The following is a 14,635-nucleotide window of genomic DNA, read 5'->3' as shown; positions in this document are numbered from 1 at the left end:
TGTGGATAGCGGTTGGCGAGAGACGCCAACCGCTATCCACGAAGATGATCGAGGGCTATGCGCCCCTTACCACCACTTGGCCGGCGTGAAGCGGCCAGCGGCCTGCTCGATGACATGGGCCGTCTTGAAGAGGCTTTCCTCCTCGAAGGGCTTGCCAATAAGCTGCAGGCCGAGCGGCAGGCCCTTGTGGTCGAGGCCGGCGGGAACCGAAAGGCCCGGCAGGCCGGCCATGTTCACCGTCACCGTGAAGATGTCCTGAAGGTACATCTTCACCGGATCGGCCGCGAGGTCCTCGTCGGCGATGCCGAAGGCGGAGGACGGCGTGGCGGGCGTCAGGATGGCGTCGACACCGGCATTGAAGGCCAGTTCGAAGTCACGCTTGATGAGCGTGCGCACCTTCTGGGCCTGCAGGTAATAGGCGTCGTAGTAACCGGCCGAGAGCACGTAGGTGCCGATCATGATGCGGCGCTTGACCTCGTGGCCGAAGCCTGCGGCGCGCGTCTTCTCGTACATGTCGACGATATCCTTGCCGTCGACGCGCAGGCCGTAGCGCACGCCGTCGTAACGGGCGAGGTTCGACGAGGCTTCCGCCGGAGCAACGATGTAATAGGCCGGCAGGGCATATTTCGTGTGCGGCAGGGAAATGTCGACGATCTCGGCACCAGCATCCTTGAGCCAGGCGATGCCCTGCTGCCAGAGCGCTTCGATTTCGTCCGGCATGCCGTCGACGCGGTATTCGCGCGGAATGCCGATGCGCATGCCCTTCAGCGACTGGCCGAGCGAGGCTTCATAATCCGGCACCGGCAGATCGACGGAGGTCGTGTCCTTCTTGTCGACGCTCGCCATGGACTTCAGGAGGATCGCGGCGTCGCGCACGTCGCGGGCGATCGGGCCGGCCTGGTCCAGCGAGGAGGCAAAGGCGACGATACCCCAGCGCGAGCAGCGGCCGTAGGTCGGCTTGATGCCGACGGTGCCGGTGAAGGCGGCAGGCTGGCGGATCGAGCCGCCGGTGTCCGTCGCGGTCGCGCCGGCGCACAGGAACGCAGCGACGGCAGCGGCCGAGCCACCCGAAGAGCCGCCGGGCACGAGGTCGGCGTTGGAGCCCGTTGCCCGCCACGGGTTCTTGACGACACCGTAATAGGAGGATTCGTTGGAGGAGCCCATGGCGAACTCGTCCATGTTCAGCTTGCCGAGCATGACGGCGCCGTCGTTCCAGAGGTTCTGGGTGACGGTCGATTCGTATTTCGGCTTGAAGCCGTCGAGGATGTGGCTGCAGGCCTGCGTGTGCACGTCTTCCGTGGCGAACAGGTCCTTGATGCCGAGCGGAATGCCTTCCAGCGCACCGGCCTTGCCTTCGGCGAGACGGGCGTCGGACGCCTTCGCCATTTCGCGCGCCTTTTCGGGCGTGACGGTGACGTAGGCGTTGATCGCCGGGTTGGCCGCTTCGATCGCAGCCAGATACGCGTCCGTCAGCTCGACGGCCTTGATCTCCTTCGAGGAAAGCTTCTCGCGGGCTTCGGCAATGGTGAGGCGGGTCAGATCGGTCATGGTGCGGTCACTTCGGGTCAGGCAGCACGAAGCTGCTTTTGATAAAATACGGAATAAGGCGAATCCGGGTAGTCGAGCACAGGGCCGCAGCGGGCAAAGCCCGCCTTCTCGTAGAGCGCCCAGGCGGCCGGATGCTGGTCGCCGGTTTCGAGGACGAGGGTTTCGAGCCCTTCCCGTTCGGCGATGGCCTCGATCTCGCCGAGGATGCGGCGGCCGATGCCCTGCCCCTGCCATTCCGGCCGGGTGAACATGCGCTTCACCTCACCGATTTCATCGGAATGACGCTTCAGCGCGCCACAGCCGATAACGGCATCCCCATCGCGGGCAATCCAGACCGTGACGGTCGGCTCGGCCATCTGTTCGACGGTCAGGTGATAGCAGGCCTCCGGCGGCGAGAGTTCGAGCAGGACCGTGTTCAGCTCCGCGATCAGCGTGCGAACATCATCCTGCAAGGGGCTCTCGATGGCGAGGGTGACGGGCAAGGATTACTCCACCACCTTCGGAACCTGGAAGAAGTTGCGGTCGGACGACGGCGCATTAGCGACGATGGCATCCGCCTTGTTGCCGTCATTGACGACGTCATCGCGCTTGCGCATCTCCATGGGCGTGACGGACGTCATCGGCTCGACGCCCTCGACATCAACCTCGGAAAGCTGCTCGACGAAGCCGAGGATGCCGTTCAGCTCGCCGGTCATGCGGTTTGCCTCTTCCTCGCTGACAGCGATGCGGGCAAGGCGCGCGACGCGCTTCACGGTGGCTAGATCTACGGACATGGATGGTCTCCGATAGGAAATTTCCTCCCCGCTATACTGACCAAGCCCAAGGGGCGCAACGGGGGAATGGTCGCTTCCATGCCCCCTCGCCGCTTTTCCAGCCGCTTAGCACGACACCGAACCACCGGCCTTCGGCACCTCGATCTTCGCCGAAGCACCGTCCATCGCCTGCACGAAGAGGTCGGCCGTCTGGTCGATGATGCCGAAGGAACCGTAGTGGCAGGGAATGACGGTGTCGAACTTGAAGAAGCGCTGGCAGGCGAGCGCCGCCACGGCACCGCCCATGGTGAACCGGTCGCCGATCGGCAGGAGGCCGATTTCCGGCTGGTGCAGTTCGTTGATCAGCGCCATGTCGGAGAAGATATCGGTATCGCCCATGTGATAGAGCGTCGGCTCGTCCTCAAAATGCAGCACGAGACCGTTGGCGTTGCCGAGCGAATGGGAAACGCCGTCCTCGGTGATCTGCGCGGAAGAATGCAGCGCGTTGACGAAGGTGGTCGAGAAGCCGTCGAAATGCACGGTGCCGCCGGTATTGCCCATGTCGACCTTTTCAACACCCTTCGCGCCGAGCCAGGCGGCAAGGTCCGCATTGGCCAGAACGGTCGCGCCAGTCTCCGCGGCGATCTTGATCGTATCGCCGACATGGTCGCCGTGGCCATGGGTGAGCAGGACATGGGTGAGTCCGGCGACGGCATCCTTGCGGGTCGATTCGTCGAAGGCGGGATTGCCGGTGAAGAACGGGTCGATGAGGATCCGGGCCTTCGCCGTCTCGATCCGGAAGGCGGAATGGCCGAGCCAGGTGATTTTCATGCGTATTCTCCCGTTTGATTGCCAGTTCCCAATATAGAGCGGCCAAGGCCGTTTCCATCCACGGCGCGAACGTTATAAGCGTGACCTACATCATATTGAAGGAACCCCGCCATGAGCGATGACGACTACATCTATGACGAAGCAACCGGCGAATGGCGTCCGGCCTCGGAGATCGCGGCGGAGAAGGCCGCGGCGAACGTTGTGCACGATGCCGCCGGTAATGTGCTGGCCGATGGCGATTCGGTTGTTCTCATTAAGGACCTGAAGGTGAAGGGCGCGGGGCAGACGCTCAAACAGGGCACCGTCATCAAGACGATCCGCCTCACCGACAATCCGGAAGAGATCGATTGCCGGCACGACGCCATCAAGGGACTGGTGCTGCGCACCGAGTTCGTCCGCAAGCGCTGAGGAACCTCCAATGGCGACGCTGACACTGGAAGAACTGGCGGAAGCCCTTGCGCCCGGCCAGCCCATCGCCGGCCTCGACCTCGGCACCAAGACCATCGGTCTTTCGGTCTCCGATCTCGGCCGGCGTCTGGCAACGCCCCGGCCGGTGCTGAAGCGCGTGAAATTCACGCAGGATGCGGAAGTGCTGCTGGCCTTTGCCGAAAAGGAGAAGGTCGTCGCCTTCGTCATCGGCCTGCCGATGAACATGGACGGCAGCGCCGGCCCGCGCGTTCAGGCGACGCGCGCCTTCGTGCGCTCGATGTCCGACAAGACCGACATTCCCTTCGTCTTCTGGGATGAGCGGCTTTCGACGGTGGCGGCGGAACGCACGCTGATCGAAATGGACGTCTCGCGCAAGAAGCGGGCCGAACGCATCGATTCGGCCGCCGCGTCCTTCATCCTTCAGGGCGCGCTGGACAGGCTCTCGTCGCTGGCAAGAGCCGCGCGGGAAGAGGACTGACGGCGCGCCTGCCACCATGCCGCAATCTTCCTGCGGCGACGGAAGGCGATAAGGGCGAAGACCAGCAGGCTGTCGAAGATGATGGCGCGCAGCACGAGCGGCGGGATGCTTTCCGGAGGAATGCCGAGGATGTGGCCGTAGATGCGGAAGACCAGATCATGCGCATCGCGCGTCAGCATGAAGATGCCGAAGCTCATGTCGTAGTAGGAAAGCCCGTACCAGCTGCCAAGCAGCGCGATGGGGCCTGCCCAGAGAATCAGGAACCACTTCATGCCGCCGCCCTCCTCTTCAGGGCGAGAAGATCGCCAGCCGCAAAAATCGCCTCGCTGACCGCCACGCCCGCAACGAGCACGAGGAGCGGCACGACGATATCCACCGCCGCGAAGGAAAACAGGGTCGTCATGACCGAAATGCGGGCCGTTCTGGCCATATCAGGTACTCGCCTACATGGTTAACACCAAGTAAACAGCACCTTTGCCGGTTAACCTTCGCCGCGCAACGCAAACCCGTTATTAAGGTTAATTTCCACACGGCCTCCGGCCATGCCCCTCCCTTGCCCCGCCCTTGCCATGAGCGCTGCGGCATGGAATGAGCAGGCATCGCGTCCCGCCGGTGCTCCATGCTCGCCATCTTCGAAACTATCCTCCCCGTTTTCCTGCTCGTCGTGCTGGGCGCGCTGCTCAAGCGCTGGCGACAGATCGACCGCGACATGTGGAACGGGCTGGAACAACTCGGCTTCTTCGTGCTGTTTCCCGCGCTGCTCTTCATCACGCTCGCCAAGGCGGAGTTTTCGGGCATCGACGCGGGCGCGATCGCGCTCGGTTCCATCGGCTCCGTGACGTTCATCGCCCTGGTGCTAATCCTCTGCTGGCCACTCTTTCGCGCAGCGCAGGTTTCCGGCGCGTCCTATACGACCGTTTTCCAGACCTCGACGCGCTGGAATGCCTTCATCGCGCTCGCCATCGGTGAAAAGCTCTACGGTGCGGATAGTCTCGCCCTCGTCGCGCTCGTGGCGACGCTGATCATCATCCCCCTGAATTTCTACAATATCGCCGTGCTTGTCTGGTTCGGCGGCGGCTCGCGCAGCCTGAAGACCTTCGCGCAGAAGATCCTCACCAATCCGATGATCATCGGCTCCGTGCTCGGCGTTCTCGTCAACCTGTCGGGGGTCCGTATCTATGCGCCGCTGATGCAGACGGTGGAGTTCGTCGCCGACACCTCGCTCAGCCTCGGCCTGATCATGGTCGGCGCTGGGCTGAAGCTGGCGGATGCGATGCGGCCCCGCCCGCTGGCGCTATTGCCCGTCGCGCTGAAACTCGTCTTCATGCCGCTGATCATGACGGGCGCGGCCTATGCGCTGGGCCTTCGCGGCGAACAGCTCCTCACCATCGCCATGGGCGCGAGCGTTCCGACCGCGATGAACGGCTATGTGCTGGCCAAGCAGATGGGCGGCGACGCACCGCTCTACGCCGCCGTCGCGACACTGCAGACGATCGCCTCTTTCTTCACCATTCCGATGGTGCTGACGGCGACCGCCTATCTCGCCGGCGGATAGAGCAGGTCGACGATGTAGGCCGAATCGAAGCGCGAATCGAGCATGCCATAGGTCGAGCGCCAGCCGGAGGCGAGGCGCGTTTCCAGGAAGGCATCGGCGACGCGGCCGGCACCGGCGCGGTAGAGTTCGGCGGCGGCGGCGGCGAGCGCCAGCTGCTCCACCAGCATGCGGGCCGCGCCCTCGTCGCGCTCGCAGAGCGACAGGCAGGCGCGCAGCACGTCCACCGTCTTCTTGCCGGCCGGGCCGAGATCACGGGCGAGCCCGGCGAAGAGCATTTCGAAGAGGTCCCTGCCCCGGCCGATGACGCGCATCAAGTCGAGCGCCATGACATTGCCGGAGCCTTCCCAGATCGCATTGACCGGTGCTTCGCGGTAATGCCGCGCGATGGGCCGCTCCTCGACATAACCGCTGCCGCCGATGCACTCCATCGCCTCGTAGATAAGGGCGGGCGCGATCTTGCAGCACCAGTATTTCGTGACCGGCGTCATGATGCGGGCATAGGCGGCATCCTCCGCGCTGTCGCGCGCCTTGTCGAAGGCGTCGGCGAGGCGGAAGGCGAGCGCGGTCGCACCGGCGACGTCGAGCGCCATGTCGGCGAGAACACGCGTCATGATCGGCTGGGCGACGAGCGGCTTGCCGAAGACGCTGCGGCCGCGCGTATGGTGCACGGCCTCCGCCAGCGAGGCACGCATGATGCCGGCAGAAGCCAGCGCGCAGTCGAGCCGCGTCAGCGTCACCATGTCGAGGATCGTGCGGATGCCCGCATCGGGCGCGCCGAGCAGGAAGCCGAAGGTTTCGGAGAACTCGACCTCGGAGGAGGCATTCGATCGGTTGCCGATCTTGTCCTTGAGGCGCTGGAAGCGCAGGCCGTTGCTGGAGCCGTCCTCCAGCAGCCGCGGCACGAGGAAGCAGCCGACGCCCTCGCGCGTCTGCGCCAGCATGACGAAGCCGTCGCTCATCGGCGCGGACATGAACCACTTGTGGCCGGAGAGGCGATAGACGCCCTCGCCCACCCGCTCGGCCGTCGAAGTGTTGGCGCGCACATCCGTGCCGCCCTGCTTTTCCGTCATGCCCATGCCGAGCGTGATGGCGCTCTTCTGCATGGCCGGCTTGTTGGCCGAATCGTATTTGCGCGACAGGATTTTTCGACCCCATTCGCGCTGCACCTGCGGCGAGGCGGAAAGCGCGGCGACCGAGGCGCTGGTCATCGTCAGCGGGCACAGATGCCCGCATTCGAGCTGCGCCGTCAGGTAGAAACGCACGGCGCGCGCCTTGTGCGCCCGGCCCTGCTCGTCCGGCACGTTCTCCCAGAGCGAGGAATGCAGGCCGCTCACCATGGAGCGGCGCATCAGCGCGTGCCAGGCCGGGTGGAAATCGACGGTATCGATGCGCTCGCCGCGCGGCCCGTGGGTGCGCAGCTTCGGCACGCCCTCGTTCGCCATGCGGGCCAGCTCCTGCGCCTCCGGCGAGGTCACATAGCGGCCGATGGCGTCGAACTCGTCGCGCAGCGGCTTGGGCATGGCGTCGGTGGCATCGACCAGCAGCGGGTCGGAGCGATAGGCGTTGATGCCCGACCAGAGAGAGGGCTGGTTGAGATCGGAAAATTTCTGTTCGGTGTCGCGAGTCATGAGCGGGTTCTAGCCCAAGTCGCGGCGGGGCGAAACGGGGCGCAAGGCCCTGCGGCACCGTTGCCCCGCACAAAAGCGTGGGAAGGCGCGAATGCTCGCCCTCTTCGCCTTGCCGGGGCGGGATCGACGCTCTATAGACCCCGCGTATCCACGACAGTTGAGGCGGTCCCATGGACTTCTTTCCGCATCGCCACCTTCTCGGTATCAAGGGTTTGACCGAGCAGGAGATCACCCACCTGCTCGACCGCGCCGACGAGGCGGTGAAAATCTCCCGCCAGCGAGAGAAGAAGACGTCGACCCTCCGGGGCCTGACGCAGATCAATCTCTTCTTCGAAGCCTCCACCCGCACGCAATCCTCCTTCGAGCTTGCCGGCAAACGCCTCGGCGCCGACGTGATGAACATGTCGGTCGGCAATTCCTCGGTGAAGAAGGGCGAGACGCTGATCGACACGGCGATGACGCTGAACGCCATGCACCCCGACGTGCTGGTGGTGCGCCACTCCTCGGCCGGTGCCGCCGCGCTGCTGGCGCAGAAAGTCTCCTGCTCGGTGGTGAACGCCGGCGACGGCCAGCATGAGCATCCGACGCAGGCCCTGCTCGATGCGCTGACCATCCGCCGAGCCAAGGGCAAGCTCTCGCGCATCATCGTCGCCATCTGCGGCGACGTGCTGCATTCGCGCGTCGCCCGCTCTAACATCCTCCTCCTCAACGCCATGGGCGCGCGGGTGCGCGTCGTCGCCCCGGCGACGCTGCTACCCTCCGGCATCGCGGACATGGGCGCGGAGGTCTATCACTCGATGGAGGAAGGCCTGAAAGACGCCGACGTCGTGATGATGCTGCGCCTCCAGCGCGAGCGCATGTCCGGCGCCTTCGTGCCCTCCGTGCGCGAATACTTCCACTATTACGGCCTCGACGCGGAAAAGCTGAAGGCGGCGAAGGACGACGCGCTCGTCATGCACCCCGGCCCGATGAACCGCGGCGTCGAGATCGCCTCCGAGATCGCCGACGGCCCGCAGAGCGTGATCGAGCAGCAGGTCGAGATGGGCGTCGCCGTCCGCATGGCCGTTATGGAAACGCTTCTTCTCTCGCAGAACCAGGGTGCCCGCGCATGACCCGCACCATTGTCCTGAAAAACCTCCGCATTCTCGATCCCTCGCGCAATCTCGACGAGAACGGTTCCATCGTCATCGAGAACGGCAGGATCGCCGCGATCGGCAGCGGTGCACAGAACCAGGGCGCGCCCGAGGGCGCCGAGACCGTCGACGGGCGCGGCATGATCGCCGCCCCCGGCCTCGTCGATGCCCGCGTCTTCACCGGCGAGCCGGGCGGCGAGCACCGCGAGACCATCGAATCCGCCTCCCGCGCGGCGGCGGCCGGCGGCGTCACCACCTTCATCGTGATGCCGGACACCGATCCCGTCATCGACGATATCGCGCTGGTCGAGTTCGTGCTGAAGGCGGCGCGCGACAAGGCCGTCGTGAACGTGCATCCTGCCGCGGCGCTCACCAAGCACCTCGCTGGCGAGGAGATGACCGAATTCGGCCTGCTGCGCGATGCCGGCGCGGTCGCCTTCACCAACGGGCGCAACCCGATGCACAATGCGCAGGTGCTGCGCCGCGCCATGACCTATGCGCGCGAATTCGGCAGCGTCATCGCGCTGGAGACCCGCGACAGACATCTCGGCGCTGGCGGCGTCATGAACGAGGGGCTGCTGGCGAGCTGGCTCGGCCTTTCCGGCACGCCGCGCGAGGCCGAACTGATCCCCCTCGAGCGGGACCTGCGTATCGCCGCCCTCACCCGCGCGAAATACCATGCCGCGCAGATTTCGGTGCCGGAATCGGCCGAAGCGGTGAAGATCGCCCGCGAGCGCGGCGCGAACGTCACCTGCGCGGCTTCGATCAATCACCTGACGCTGAACGAGAACGACATCGGCGAATACCGCACCTTCTTCAAGCTCTCCCCGCCGCTGCGTGGCGAGGATGACCGCAAGGCGATGGTGGATGCGCTGGCGAGGGGCGAGATCGACATCATCGTCTCCTCGCACGATCCACAGGACGTCGACACCAAGCGCCTGCCCTTCGCGGATGCGGCGGACGGCGCGATCGGCCTCGAAACCATGCTGGCGGCGGCGCTGCGGCTGCATCACAGCGGCGAAGTCCCGCTGATGCGCCTCATCGATGCGCTTTCCACGCGGCCGGCGAAGATCTTCGGCCTCGATGCCGGAACGCTCGCACCGGGCGCGCGCGCCGACATCGTGCTGATCGATCCCGACGAGCCGTGGCTCGCCACGAAGGACTGCTTCGTTTCGCGCTCGAAGAACACGCCGTTCGAAGATGCCCGCTTTACGGGGCGCGCCGTTAGCACCTATGTTGCCGGCAAACGGGTGCACTCGCTCGGCTGAGCGTCCGCGCCGCCGTTCGCCGGAAGGGACAGTCCCGGCGGGCGGCCCAAGCAAGGTTTCGGGGGAGAACTGACGTGACCGACATCTTCACCTGGCAGCTCGGCGGCCTGCCGACGCTTGCCGCCCTCGCCTTCGGCTATCTTCTCGGCTCCATTCCTTTCGGCCTGATCCTCACCCGCATGGCCGGGCTTGGCGACGTGCGGCAGATCGGCTCCGGCAATATCGGCGCGACCAACGTGCTGCGCACCGGCAACAAGAAACTCGCCGCAGCGACCCTGCTGCTCGATGCCCTGAAGGGCACGGCGGCGGCGGCCATCGCCTCGCGCTGGGGCCTCGACGCCGGCATTGCGGCGGGCCTCGCGGCCTTCCTCGGTCATCTCTTCCCCGTCTGGCTCGGCTTCAAGGGCGGCAAGGGCGTCGCCACCTATGTCGGCGTGCTGCTCGGCCTCGTGCCGGTCATGGTCGCGGTCTTTGCGGTGGTGTGGATCGGGCTTGCCTACCTCACCCGCTATTCGTCCCTCTCGGCCCTGGTTGCAACCGCCGTATCTCCGGTTGTATTGTGGTTTACCGGAAACGAGAAGGTGGCGCTGCTCTTCGCCATCCTCACCGTGATCACCTGGTGGAAGCATCGCGCCAATATCGGCCGCCTGCTCAACGGCACCGAAAGCAGGATCGGCAGCAAGGGATAGCCATGGACGACCGCAGCGCAGGGACACGGGGAATTGCGCTGACGGAAAGACAGAGGATCGCCTGGCTGCGGCTCATCCGCAGCGACAATGTCGGACCGGTCACCTTCCGCGAACTGATCAATCATTTCGGCAGCGCCGAGACGGCGCTGGAGATGCTGCCGGAGCTTTCCCGCCGCGGCGGGGCATCGCGCAGCATCCGTGTGGCCAGCAGAGGCGAAGCCGAGCGCGAACTGGAGATCGCGGAACGGCACGGCGCGGCCTTCGTCGGCATCGGCGAGCCGGACTATCCGCCTTTCCTGCGCCAGATCGACGGCGCGCCGCCGCTGCTTGCCGTCAAGGGCAACCGCGCGGTTGCCGCGGCGCCGGCCGTCGGCATCGTCGGCGCGCGCAACGCCTCGATCTCCGGCATGAAATTCGCAAGCCTGCTGGCGCGAGAGATCGGCCGCACCGGCTACACGATCGTCTCCGGCCTTGCGCGCGGCATCGACACGGCGGCCCATCGCGCCAGCCTCGACACCGGCACCGTCGCCGCCATGGCGGGCGGCCTCGACAAGCCCTATCCGCCGGAAAATATCGGCCTTCTGGATGAACTCACGCATGGGCAGGGCCTTGCGATCAGCGAAATGCCCTTCGGCTGGGAGCCGCGGGCGCGCGACTTTCCCCGCCGCAACCGGCTGATCGCCGGCATGTCGCTCGGCCTCGTCGTGGTGGAGGCCGCGATGCGCTCCGGCTCGCTGATCACGGCGCGCAATGCGGGGGATTTCGGCCGACAGGTCTTCGCCGTGCCCGGCTCGCCGCTCGATCCGCGCTGCGAAGGCACCAATGGCCTCCTGAAGGACGGCGCGACGATCGTCACGACGCCGCAGGATGTGCTGGAGGCGCTTCGCCCGCTTTGCGAACCCGATCTTTTTGCCCCGCGCCCCGGCGCAAGCGAGCCGCCGCGGGATGCAAGGCCGGGCCTGATCGCACCGCCGAACGACGGCGAGCGCGAGCGCGTCGCGGACGCCCTGAGCCAGGTGCCGGCTGAAATCGACGACATCATCCGCCACACGGGCATCGCGCCGGCGACCGTCTATCTGGTGCTGCTAGAGCTTGACCTTGCCGGCCGGATTCAACGGCACGCCGGGGGTACGGTCTCGATTCTCCCGGATTGACAGCGGCCGGAAGCCGGACAGGATGTCCCCTGCCTCCACATAGGCCATTTCGATGAAGTACCGCAGCATGTCGGCGCCTTCGTTGTGCGCGACGGCGCGCAACTCACCCAGCATCTGGCGCACATAGGCGATATTTTCTTCCACCCCATGCTGCGGCTGGGCGGGTTTGGCTGGCTTCAGGTTCATGGCACCCCCGTTGCATCCACGATGCAAAAATCCCCCATAGGTTGCGAAATTCATGCATATACGACCATACAACCAATATCAATAATTGCAACATCACTCATTTCTCTTATTGGTTGCATATCTTGCAAGGCAAGTTGCATCTATTGGTGCGCACCAAAAAATATCCCCATATGGTTGCATCGCGTTGTATTGCTAAATTTTGCCCCCACCTCTTGACCGGGACGCTTTCCCTGTTCATGTCGAGACCACGACTTTCCGGCGGACAAACGCCCCTTTCGCCCCGCGTCCGATCGCGCGGCGCCCGGCATCAGAGAAAATGACGATGAATGTTGTAGTTGTGGAATCGCCTGCCAAGGCCAAGACGATCAACAAGTATCTCGGCCCCGGCTACAAGGTGCTGGCCTCCTTCGGCCATGTGCGCGACCTGCCCGCCAAGGACGGTTCCGTGCGCCCGGACGAGGACTTCGAAATGTCCTGGGAAGTCGACAGCGCATCGGCCAAGCGCATGAAGGACATCGCCGACGCGGTAAAATCCTCCGACGGCCTCATTCTCGCAACCGACCCGGATCGCGAGGGTGAAGCCATTTCCTGGCACGTTCTGGACGTGCTCAAGAAGAAGCGGGTCATCGGCGACAAGCCGGTCCAGCGCGTCGTCTTCAACGCCATCACCAAATCGGCCGTGCTCGACGCCATGCGCAATCCGCGCGATATCGACATCGCGCTGGTGGACGCCTATCTTGCCCGCCGCGCGCTCGACTATCTCGTCGGCTTCAACCTGTCGCCCGTCCTGTGGCGCAAGCTGCCCGGCGCGCGCTCGGCTGGCCGCGTGCAGTCCGTCGCGCTGCGCCTCGTCTGCGATCGCGAGTCCGAGATCGAGCGTTTCGTCTCGGAAGAATACTGGAACCTCTCCGCCCTCCTGAAGACGCCGCGCGGCGATGAGTTCGAGGCGCGCCTCGTCTCGGCCGAGGGCAAGCGCCTGCAGGCGAAGTCCATCGGCAATGGCGAGGAGGCGAACCGCCTCAAGACGCTGCTCGACGGCGCGGCCTACCGGGTCGAAAGCGTCGAGGCCAAGCCGACGAAGCGCAACCCCGCACCGCCCTTCACCACATCCACGCTGCAACAGGCCGCCTCCTCCAAGCTCGGCTTCTCGGCTTCGCGCACCATGCAGGTTGCGCAGCGGCTCTATGAAGGTATCGACATCGGCGGCGAGACGGTCGGTCTCATCACCTATATGCGTACCGACGGCGTGCAGATGGCTCCCGAGGCGATCGACGCGGCCCGCCGGGCCGTCGGCGAGCAGTTCGGCGCGCGCTACGTGCCGGAAAAGCCCCGCTTCTATTCCACCAAGGCCAAGAACGCCCAGGAAGCCCACGAGGCGATCCGCCCGACCTCCTTCGACCGCACGCCGGACCAGGTGCGCCGCTATCTCGACCCCGACCAGCTCCGCCTCTACGACCTCGTCTGGAAGCGCGGCATCGCCAGCCAGATGGCGTCGGCCGAGATCGAGCGCACCACCGTCGAGATCGAGGCGGACAATGGCGGGCGCAAGGCAGGCCTGCGCGCCACCGGCTCCGTCATCCGCTTCGACGGCTTCATCGCCGCCTATACGGACCAGAAGGAAGACGGCGAGCAGTCGGACGACGGTGACGAGGACGGCCGCCTGCCCGAGATCAACGCCAACGAGGCGGTCGCCAAGCAGAAGATCAATGCCACGCAGCACTTCACCGAGCCGCCGCCGCGCTACTCCGAAGCCTCGCTCATCAAGAAGATGGAAGAGCTGGGCATCGGCCGCCCGTCGACCTATGCCGCGACGCTGGCGACGCTACGCGACCGCGAATATATCATCATCGACAAGCGCAAGCTGATCCCGGAAGCCAAGGGCCGCCTCGTGACGGCCTTCCTCGAAAGCTTCTTCACCCGCTATGTCGAATACGACTTCACGGCCGATCTCGAAGAGAAGCTCGACAAGATCTCGGCCGGCGAACTCGACTGGAAGCAGGTTCTCCGCGACTTCTGGAAGGATTTCTTCGCCCAGATCGAGGACACCAAGGAACTGCGCGTCACCAACGTTCTCGATGCGCTGAACGAGGAACTCGCCCCGCTCGTCTTCCCCAAGCGCGAGGACGGCAGCGATCCGCGCATCTGCCAGGTGTGCGGCACCGGCAAGCTCTCGCTGAAGCTCGGCAAGTTCGGCGCCTTCGTCGGCTGCTCGAACTATCCGGAATGCAACTACACGCGCCAGCTTTCCGCCGATGGCGGCTCGGATGCGGAGGCTGCGGCTTCCAACGAGCCGCAGAACCTCGGCAAGGACCCGCATACCGGCGAGGACGTCACGCTGCGCTCCGGTCGCTTCGGGCCTTACGTGCAGCGCGGCGACGGCAAGGAGGCCAAGCGCGCCAGCCTGCCGAAGGGCTGGACGCCGGCGAGCATCGACCATGAGAAGGCGCTTGCCCTGCTCTCGCTGCCGCGCGACATCGGCCAGCATCCCGAGACGGGCAAGATGATCTCGGCGGGCCTCGGCCGCTACGGGCCGTTCCTGCTGCATGACGGCAGCTATGCGAACCTGGAGACCGTCGAGGACGTGTTCTCCATTGGCCTCAACCGCGCCGTGACGGTGATCGCCGACAAGCAGTCGAAGGGTCCGGGCCGCGGACGCGCCGCGCCGGCCGCGCTGAAGACGCTCGGCGATCATCCCGATGGCGGCGCGATCACCGTTCGCGACGGCAAATACGGCCCCTATGTCAACTGGGGCAAGGTCAACGCCACCCTGCCGAAGAGCAAGGCCGCCGACAGCGTCACGCTGGAAGAGGCGCTGGTGCTGATCGCCGAGAAGGCGGGCAAGACGCCTGCCAAGGGCAAGGCGAAGGCCCCGGCAAAGGCGAAGACGGCCAAGGCTAAGTCCGACGAGACCAAGACGGCGAAGCCGAAGGCGAAGGCTGCGGCCAAGCCCAAGACAGCAGCCAAGGCAAAGAAGGCTTGAGGCC

At 65.3% G+C, this 14,635-nt stretch carries 16 protein-coding genes; 8 read left to right on the top strand and 8 right to left on the bottom strand.

Translation table 11 applies throughout. The features are described 5' to 3' along the window. Window positions 1-66: 66 nt before the first annotated feature. The 4 genes from gatA to MOE34_RS06935 form a co-directional block, all read right to left on the bottom strand. The gene (gatA, locus tag MOE34_RS06950) at window positions 67-1,548 is read right to left on the bottom strand and encodes an Asp-tRNA(Asn)/Glu-tRNA(Gln) amidotransferase subunit GatA (protein ID WP_242222422.1); all 1,482 of its coding nucleotides are present in this window, start codon (window positions 1,546-1,548) and stop codon (window positions 67-69) included. 17 nt (window positions 1,549-1,565) lie between these two features. Beyond that, window positions 1,566-2,030 carry a GNAT family N-acetyltransferase gene (locus tag MOE34_RS06945; RefSeq protein ID WP_242222420.1) on the bottom strand — a complete coding sequence of 155 codons (465 nt, stop codon included), beginning with the start codon at window positions 2,028-2,030 and terminating at the stop codon, window positions 1,566-1,568. Window positions 2,031-2,033: 3 nt separating this feature from the next. After that, window positions 2,034-2,321, bottom strand: a complete 288-nt coding sequence (gene gatC, locus MOE34_RS06940; protein ID WP_242222418.1) for an Asp-tRNA(Asn)/Glu-tRNA(Gln) amidotransferase subunit GatC — start codon at window positions 2,319-2,321, stop codon at window positions 2,034-2,036. A gap of 105 nt (window positions 2,322-2,426) precedes the next feature. Then, window positions 2,427-3,131 carry a metal-dependent hydrolase gene (locus tag MOE34_RS06935; protein WP_242222417.1) on the bottom strand — a complete coding sequence of 235 codons (705 nt, stop codon included), beginning with the start codon at window positions 3,129-3,131 and terminating at the stop codon, window positions 2,427-2,429. 111 nt (window positions 3,132-3,242) lie between these two features. On the opposite strand from MOE34_RS06935, the gene MOE34_RS06930 reads away from it, so the two are divergent. Together MOE34_RS06930 and ruvX are read left to right on the top strand one after the other, a co-directional pair. Continuing rightward, the gene (locus MOE34_RS06930) at window positions 3,243-3,539 is read left to right on the top strand and encodes an alkylphosphonate utilization protein (RefSeq protein WP_160784723.1); all 297 of its coding nucleotides are present in this window, start codon (window positions 3,243-3,245) and stop codon (window positions 3,537-3,539) included. Window positions 3,540-3,549: 10 nt separating this feature from the next. Then, on the top strand, window positions 3,550-4,038 hold the full coding sequence (ruvX, locus tag MOE34_RS06925) for a Holliday junction resolvase RuvX (RefSeq protein WP_242222416.1): 489 nt from the start codon (window positions 3,550-3,552) through the stop codon (window positions 4,036-4,038). Here ruvX and MOE34_RS06920 read toward each other — a convergent pair. Both MOE34_RS06920 and MOE34_RS06915 read right to left on the bottom strand, forming a co-directional pair. Next, window positions 3,981-4,310: a DUF6105 family protein gene (locus tag MOE34_RS06920; RefSeq protein WP_242222294.1), complete on the bottom strand. Its 330-nt coding sequence runs from the start codon at window positions 4,308-4,310 to the stop codon at window positions 3,981-3,983. The two genes, ruvX and MOE34_RS06920, sit on opposite strands and share 58 nt — an antisense overlap. Further along, window positions 4,307-4,468, bottom strand: a complete 162-nt coding sequence (locus tag MOE34_RS06915; RefSeq protein ID WP_242222292.1) for a hypothetical protein — start codon at window positions 4,466-4,468, stop codon at window positions 4,307-4,309. Before MOE34_RS06915 ends, MOE34_RS06920 begins: the two co-directional genes overlap by 4 nt. 189 nt (window positions 4,469-4,657) lie before the next feature. Between MOE34_RS06915 and MOE34_RS06910 the strand changes: the two genes are divergently transcribed. Then, on the top strand, window positions 4,658-5,593 hold the full coding sequence (locus MOE34_RS06910) for an AEC family transporter (RefSeq protein WP_242222291.1): 936 nt from the start codon (window positions 4,658-4,660) through the stop codon (window positions 5,591-5,593). Here the strand turns inward: MOE34_RS06910 and MOE34_RS06905 are convergent. Beyond that, complete coding sequence (locus MOE34_RS06905) at window positions 5,575-7,221, bottom strand: acyl-CoA dehydrogenase family protein (protein ID WP_242222290.1); 1,647 nt, start codon at window positions 7,219-7,221, stop codon at window positions 5,575-5,577. The two genes, MOE34_RS06910 and MOE34_RS06905, sit on opposite strands and share 19 nt — an antisense overlap. Before the next feature lie 170 nt (window positions 7,222-7,391). Here MOE34_RS06905 and MOE34_RS06900 point away from each other — a divergent pair, with 170 nt between their 5' ends. The 4 genes from MOE34_RS06900 (at window position 7,392) to dprA (ending at window position 11,465) form a co-directional block, all read left to right on the top strand. Further along, window positions 7,392-8,333: an aspartate carbamoyltransferase catalytic subunit gene (locus MOE34_RS06900; protein WP_242222288.1), complete on the top strand. Its 942-nt coding sequence runs from the start codon at window positions 7,392-7,394 to the stop codon at window positions 8,331-8,333. Next, window positions 8,330-9,622, top strand: coding sequence for a dihydroorotase (locus tag MOE34_RS06895; protein WP_242222286.1), 1,293 nt, complete (start codon window positions 8,330-8,332; stop codon window positions 9,620-9,622). The genes MOE34_RS06900 and MOE34_RS06895 overlap by 4 nt, the downstream gene beginning before the upstream one ends. A gap of 83 nt (window positions 9,623-9,705) precedes the next feature. After that, a complete protein-coding gene (gene plsY, locus MOE34_RS06890) occupies window positions 9,706-10,311 on the top strand; it encodes a glycerol-3-phosphate 1-O-acyltransferase PlsY (protein ID WP_242223833.1) in 606 nt (201 codons plus the stop codon). Between the two features lie 2 nt (window positions 10,312-10,313). After that, complete coding sequence (gene dprA, locus MOE34_RS06885; protein ID WP_242222284.1) at window positions 10,314-11,465, top strand: DNA-processing protein DprA; 1,152 nt, start codon at window positions 10,314-10,316, stop codon at window positions 11,463-11,465. On the opposite strand, the gene MOE34_RS06880 is transcribed toward dprA, so the two are convergent. Further along, on the bottom strand, window positions 11,397-11,651 hold the full coding sequence (locus MOE34_RS06880; RefSeq protein WP_242222282.1) for a hypothetical protein: 255 nt from the start codon (window positions 11,649-11,651) through the stop codon (window positions 11,397-11,399). The two genes, dprA and MOE34_RS06880, sit on opposite strands and share 69 nt — an antisense overlap. 322 nt (window positions 11,652-11,973) lie before the next feature. On the opposite strand from MOE34_RS06880, the gene topA reads away from it, so the two are divergent. Next, window positions 11,974-14,631: a type I DNA topoisomerase gene (gene topA / locus MOE34_RS06875; protein ID WP_242222280.1), complete on the top strand. Its 2,658-nt coding sequence runs from the start codon at window positions 11,974-11,976 to the stop codon at window positions 14,629-14,631. Window positions 14,632-14,635 lie beyond the last annotated feature (4 nt).

It is taken from the genome of Shinella zoogloeoides (assembly GCF_022682305.1).
Classification (GTDB): domain Bacteria; phylum Pseudomonadota; class Alphaproteobacteria; order Rhizobiales; family Rhizobiaceae; genus Shinella; species Shinella zoogloeoides_B.
Note: the sequence above shows the minus strand (reverse complement) of the source record. Positions and strands in the feature narration are given on the sequence as shown.

Coding starts and splice junctions, on each gene's coding strand:
- gatA (WP_242222422.1), bottom strand. CDS start 1,548: ATGACCGATCTGACCCGCCTCACCATTGCCGAAGCCCGCGAGAAGCTT.
- gatC (WP_242222418.1), bottom strand. CDS start 2,321: ATGTCCGTAGATCTAGCCACCGTGAAGCGCGTCGCGCGCCTTGCCCGC.
- MOE34_RS06935 (WP_242222417.1), bottom strand. CDS start 3,131: ATGAAAATCACCTGGCTCGGCCATTCCGCCTTCCGGATCGAGACGGCG.
- MOE34_RS06930 (WP_160784723.1), top strand. CDS start 3,243: ATGAGCGATGACGACTACATCTATGACGAAGCAACCGGCGAATGGCGT.
- ruvX (WP_242222416.1), top strand. CDS start 3,550: ATGGCGACGCTGACACTGGAAGAACTGGCGGAAGCCCTTGCGCCCGGC.
- MOE34_RS06920 (WP_242222294.1), bottom strand. CDS start 4,310: ATGAAGTGGTTCCTGATTCTCTGGGCAGGCCCCATCGCGCTGCTTGGC.
- MOE34_RS06915 (WP_242222292.1), bottom strand. CDS start 4,468: ATGGCCAGAACGGCCCGCATTTCGGTCATGACGACCCTGTTTTCCTTC.
- MOE34_RS06910 (WP_242222291.1), top strand. CDS start 4,658: ATGCTCGCCATCTTCGAAACTATCCTCCCCGTTTTCCTGCTCGTCGTG.
- MOE34_RS06905 (WP_242222290.1), bottom strand. CDS start 7,221: ATGACTCGCGACACCGAACAGAAATTTTCCGATCTCAACCAGCCCTCT.
- MOE34_RS06900 (WP_242222288.1), top strand. CDS start 7,392: ATGGACTTCTTTCCGCATCGCCACCTTCTCGGTATCAAGGGTTTGACC.
- MOE34_RS06895 (WP_242222286.1), top strand. CDS start 8,330: ATGACCCGCACCATTGTCCTGAAAAACCTCCGCATTCTCGATCCCTCG.
- dprA (WP_242222284.1), top strand. CDS start 10,314: ATGGACGACCGCAGCGCAGGGACACGGGGAATTGCGCTGACGGAAAGA.
- MOE34_RS06880 (WP_242222282.1), bottom strand. CDS start 11,651: ATGAACCTGAAGCCAGCCAAACCCGCCCAGCCGCAGCATGGGGTGGAA.
- topA (WP_242222280.1), top strand. CDS start 11,974: ATGAATGTTGTAGTTGTGGAATCGCCTGCCAAGGCCAAGACGATCAAC.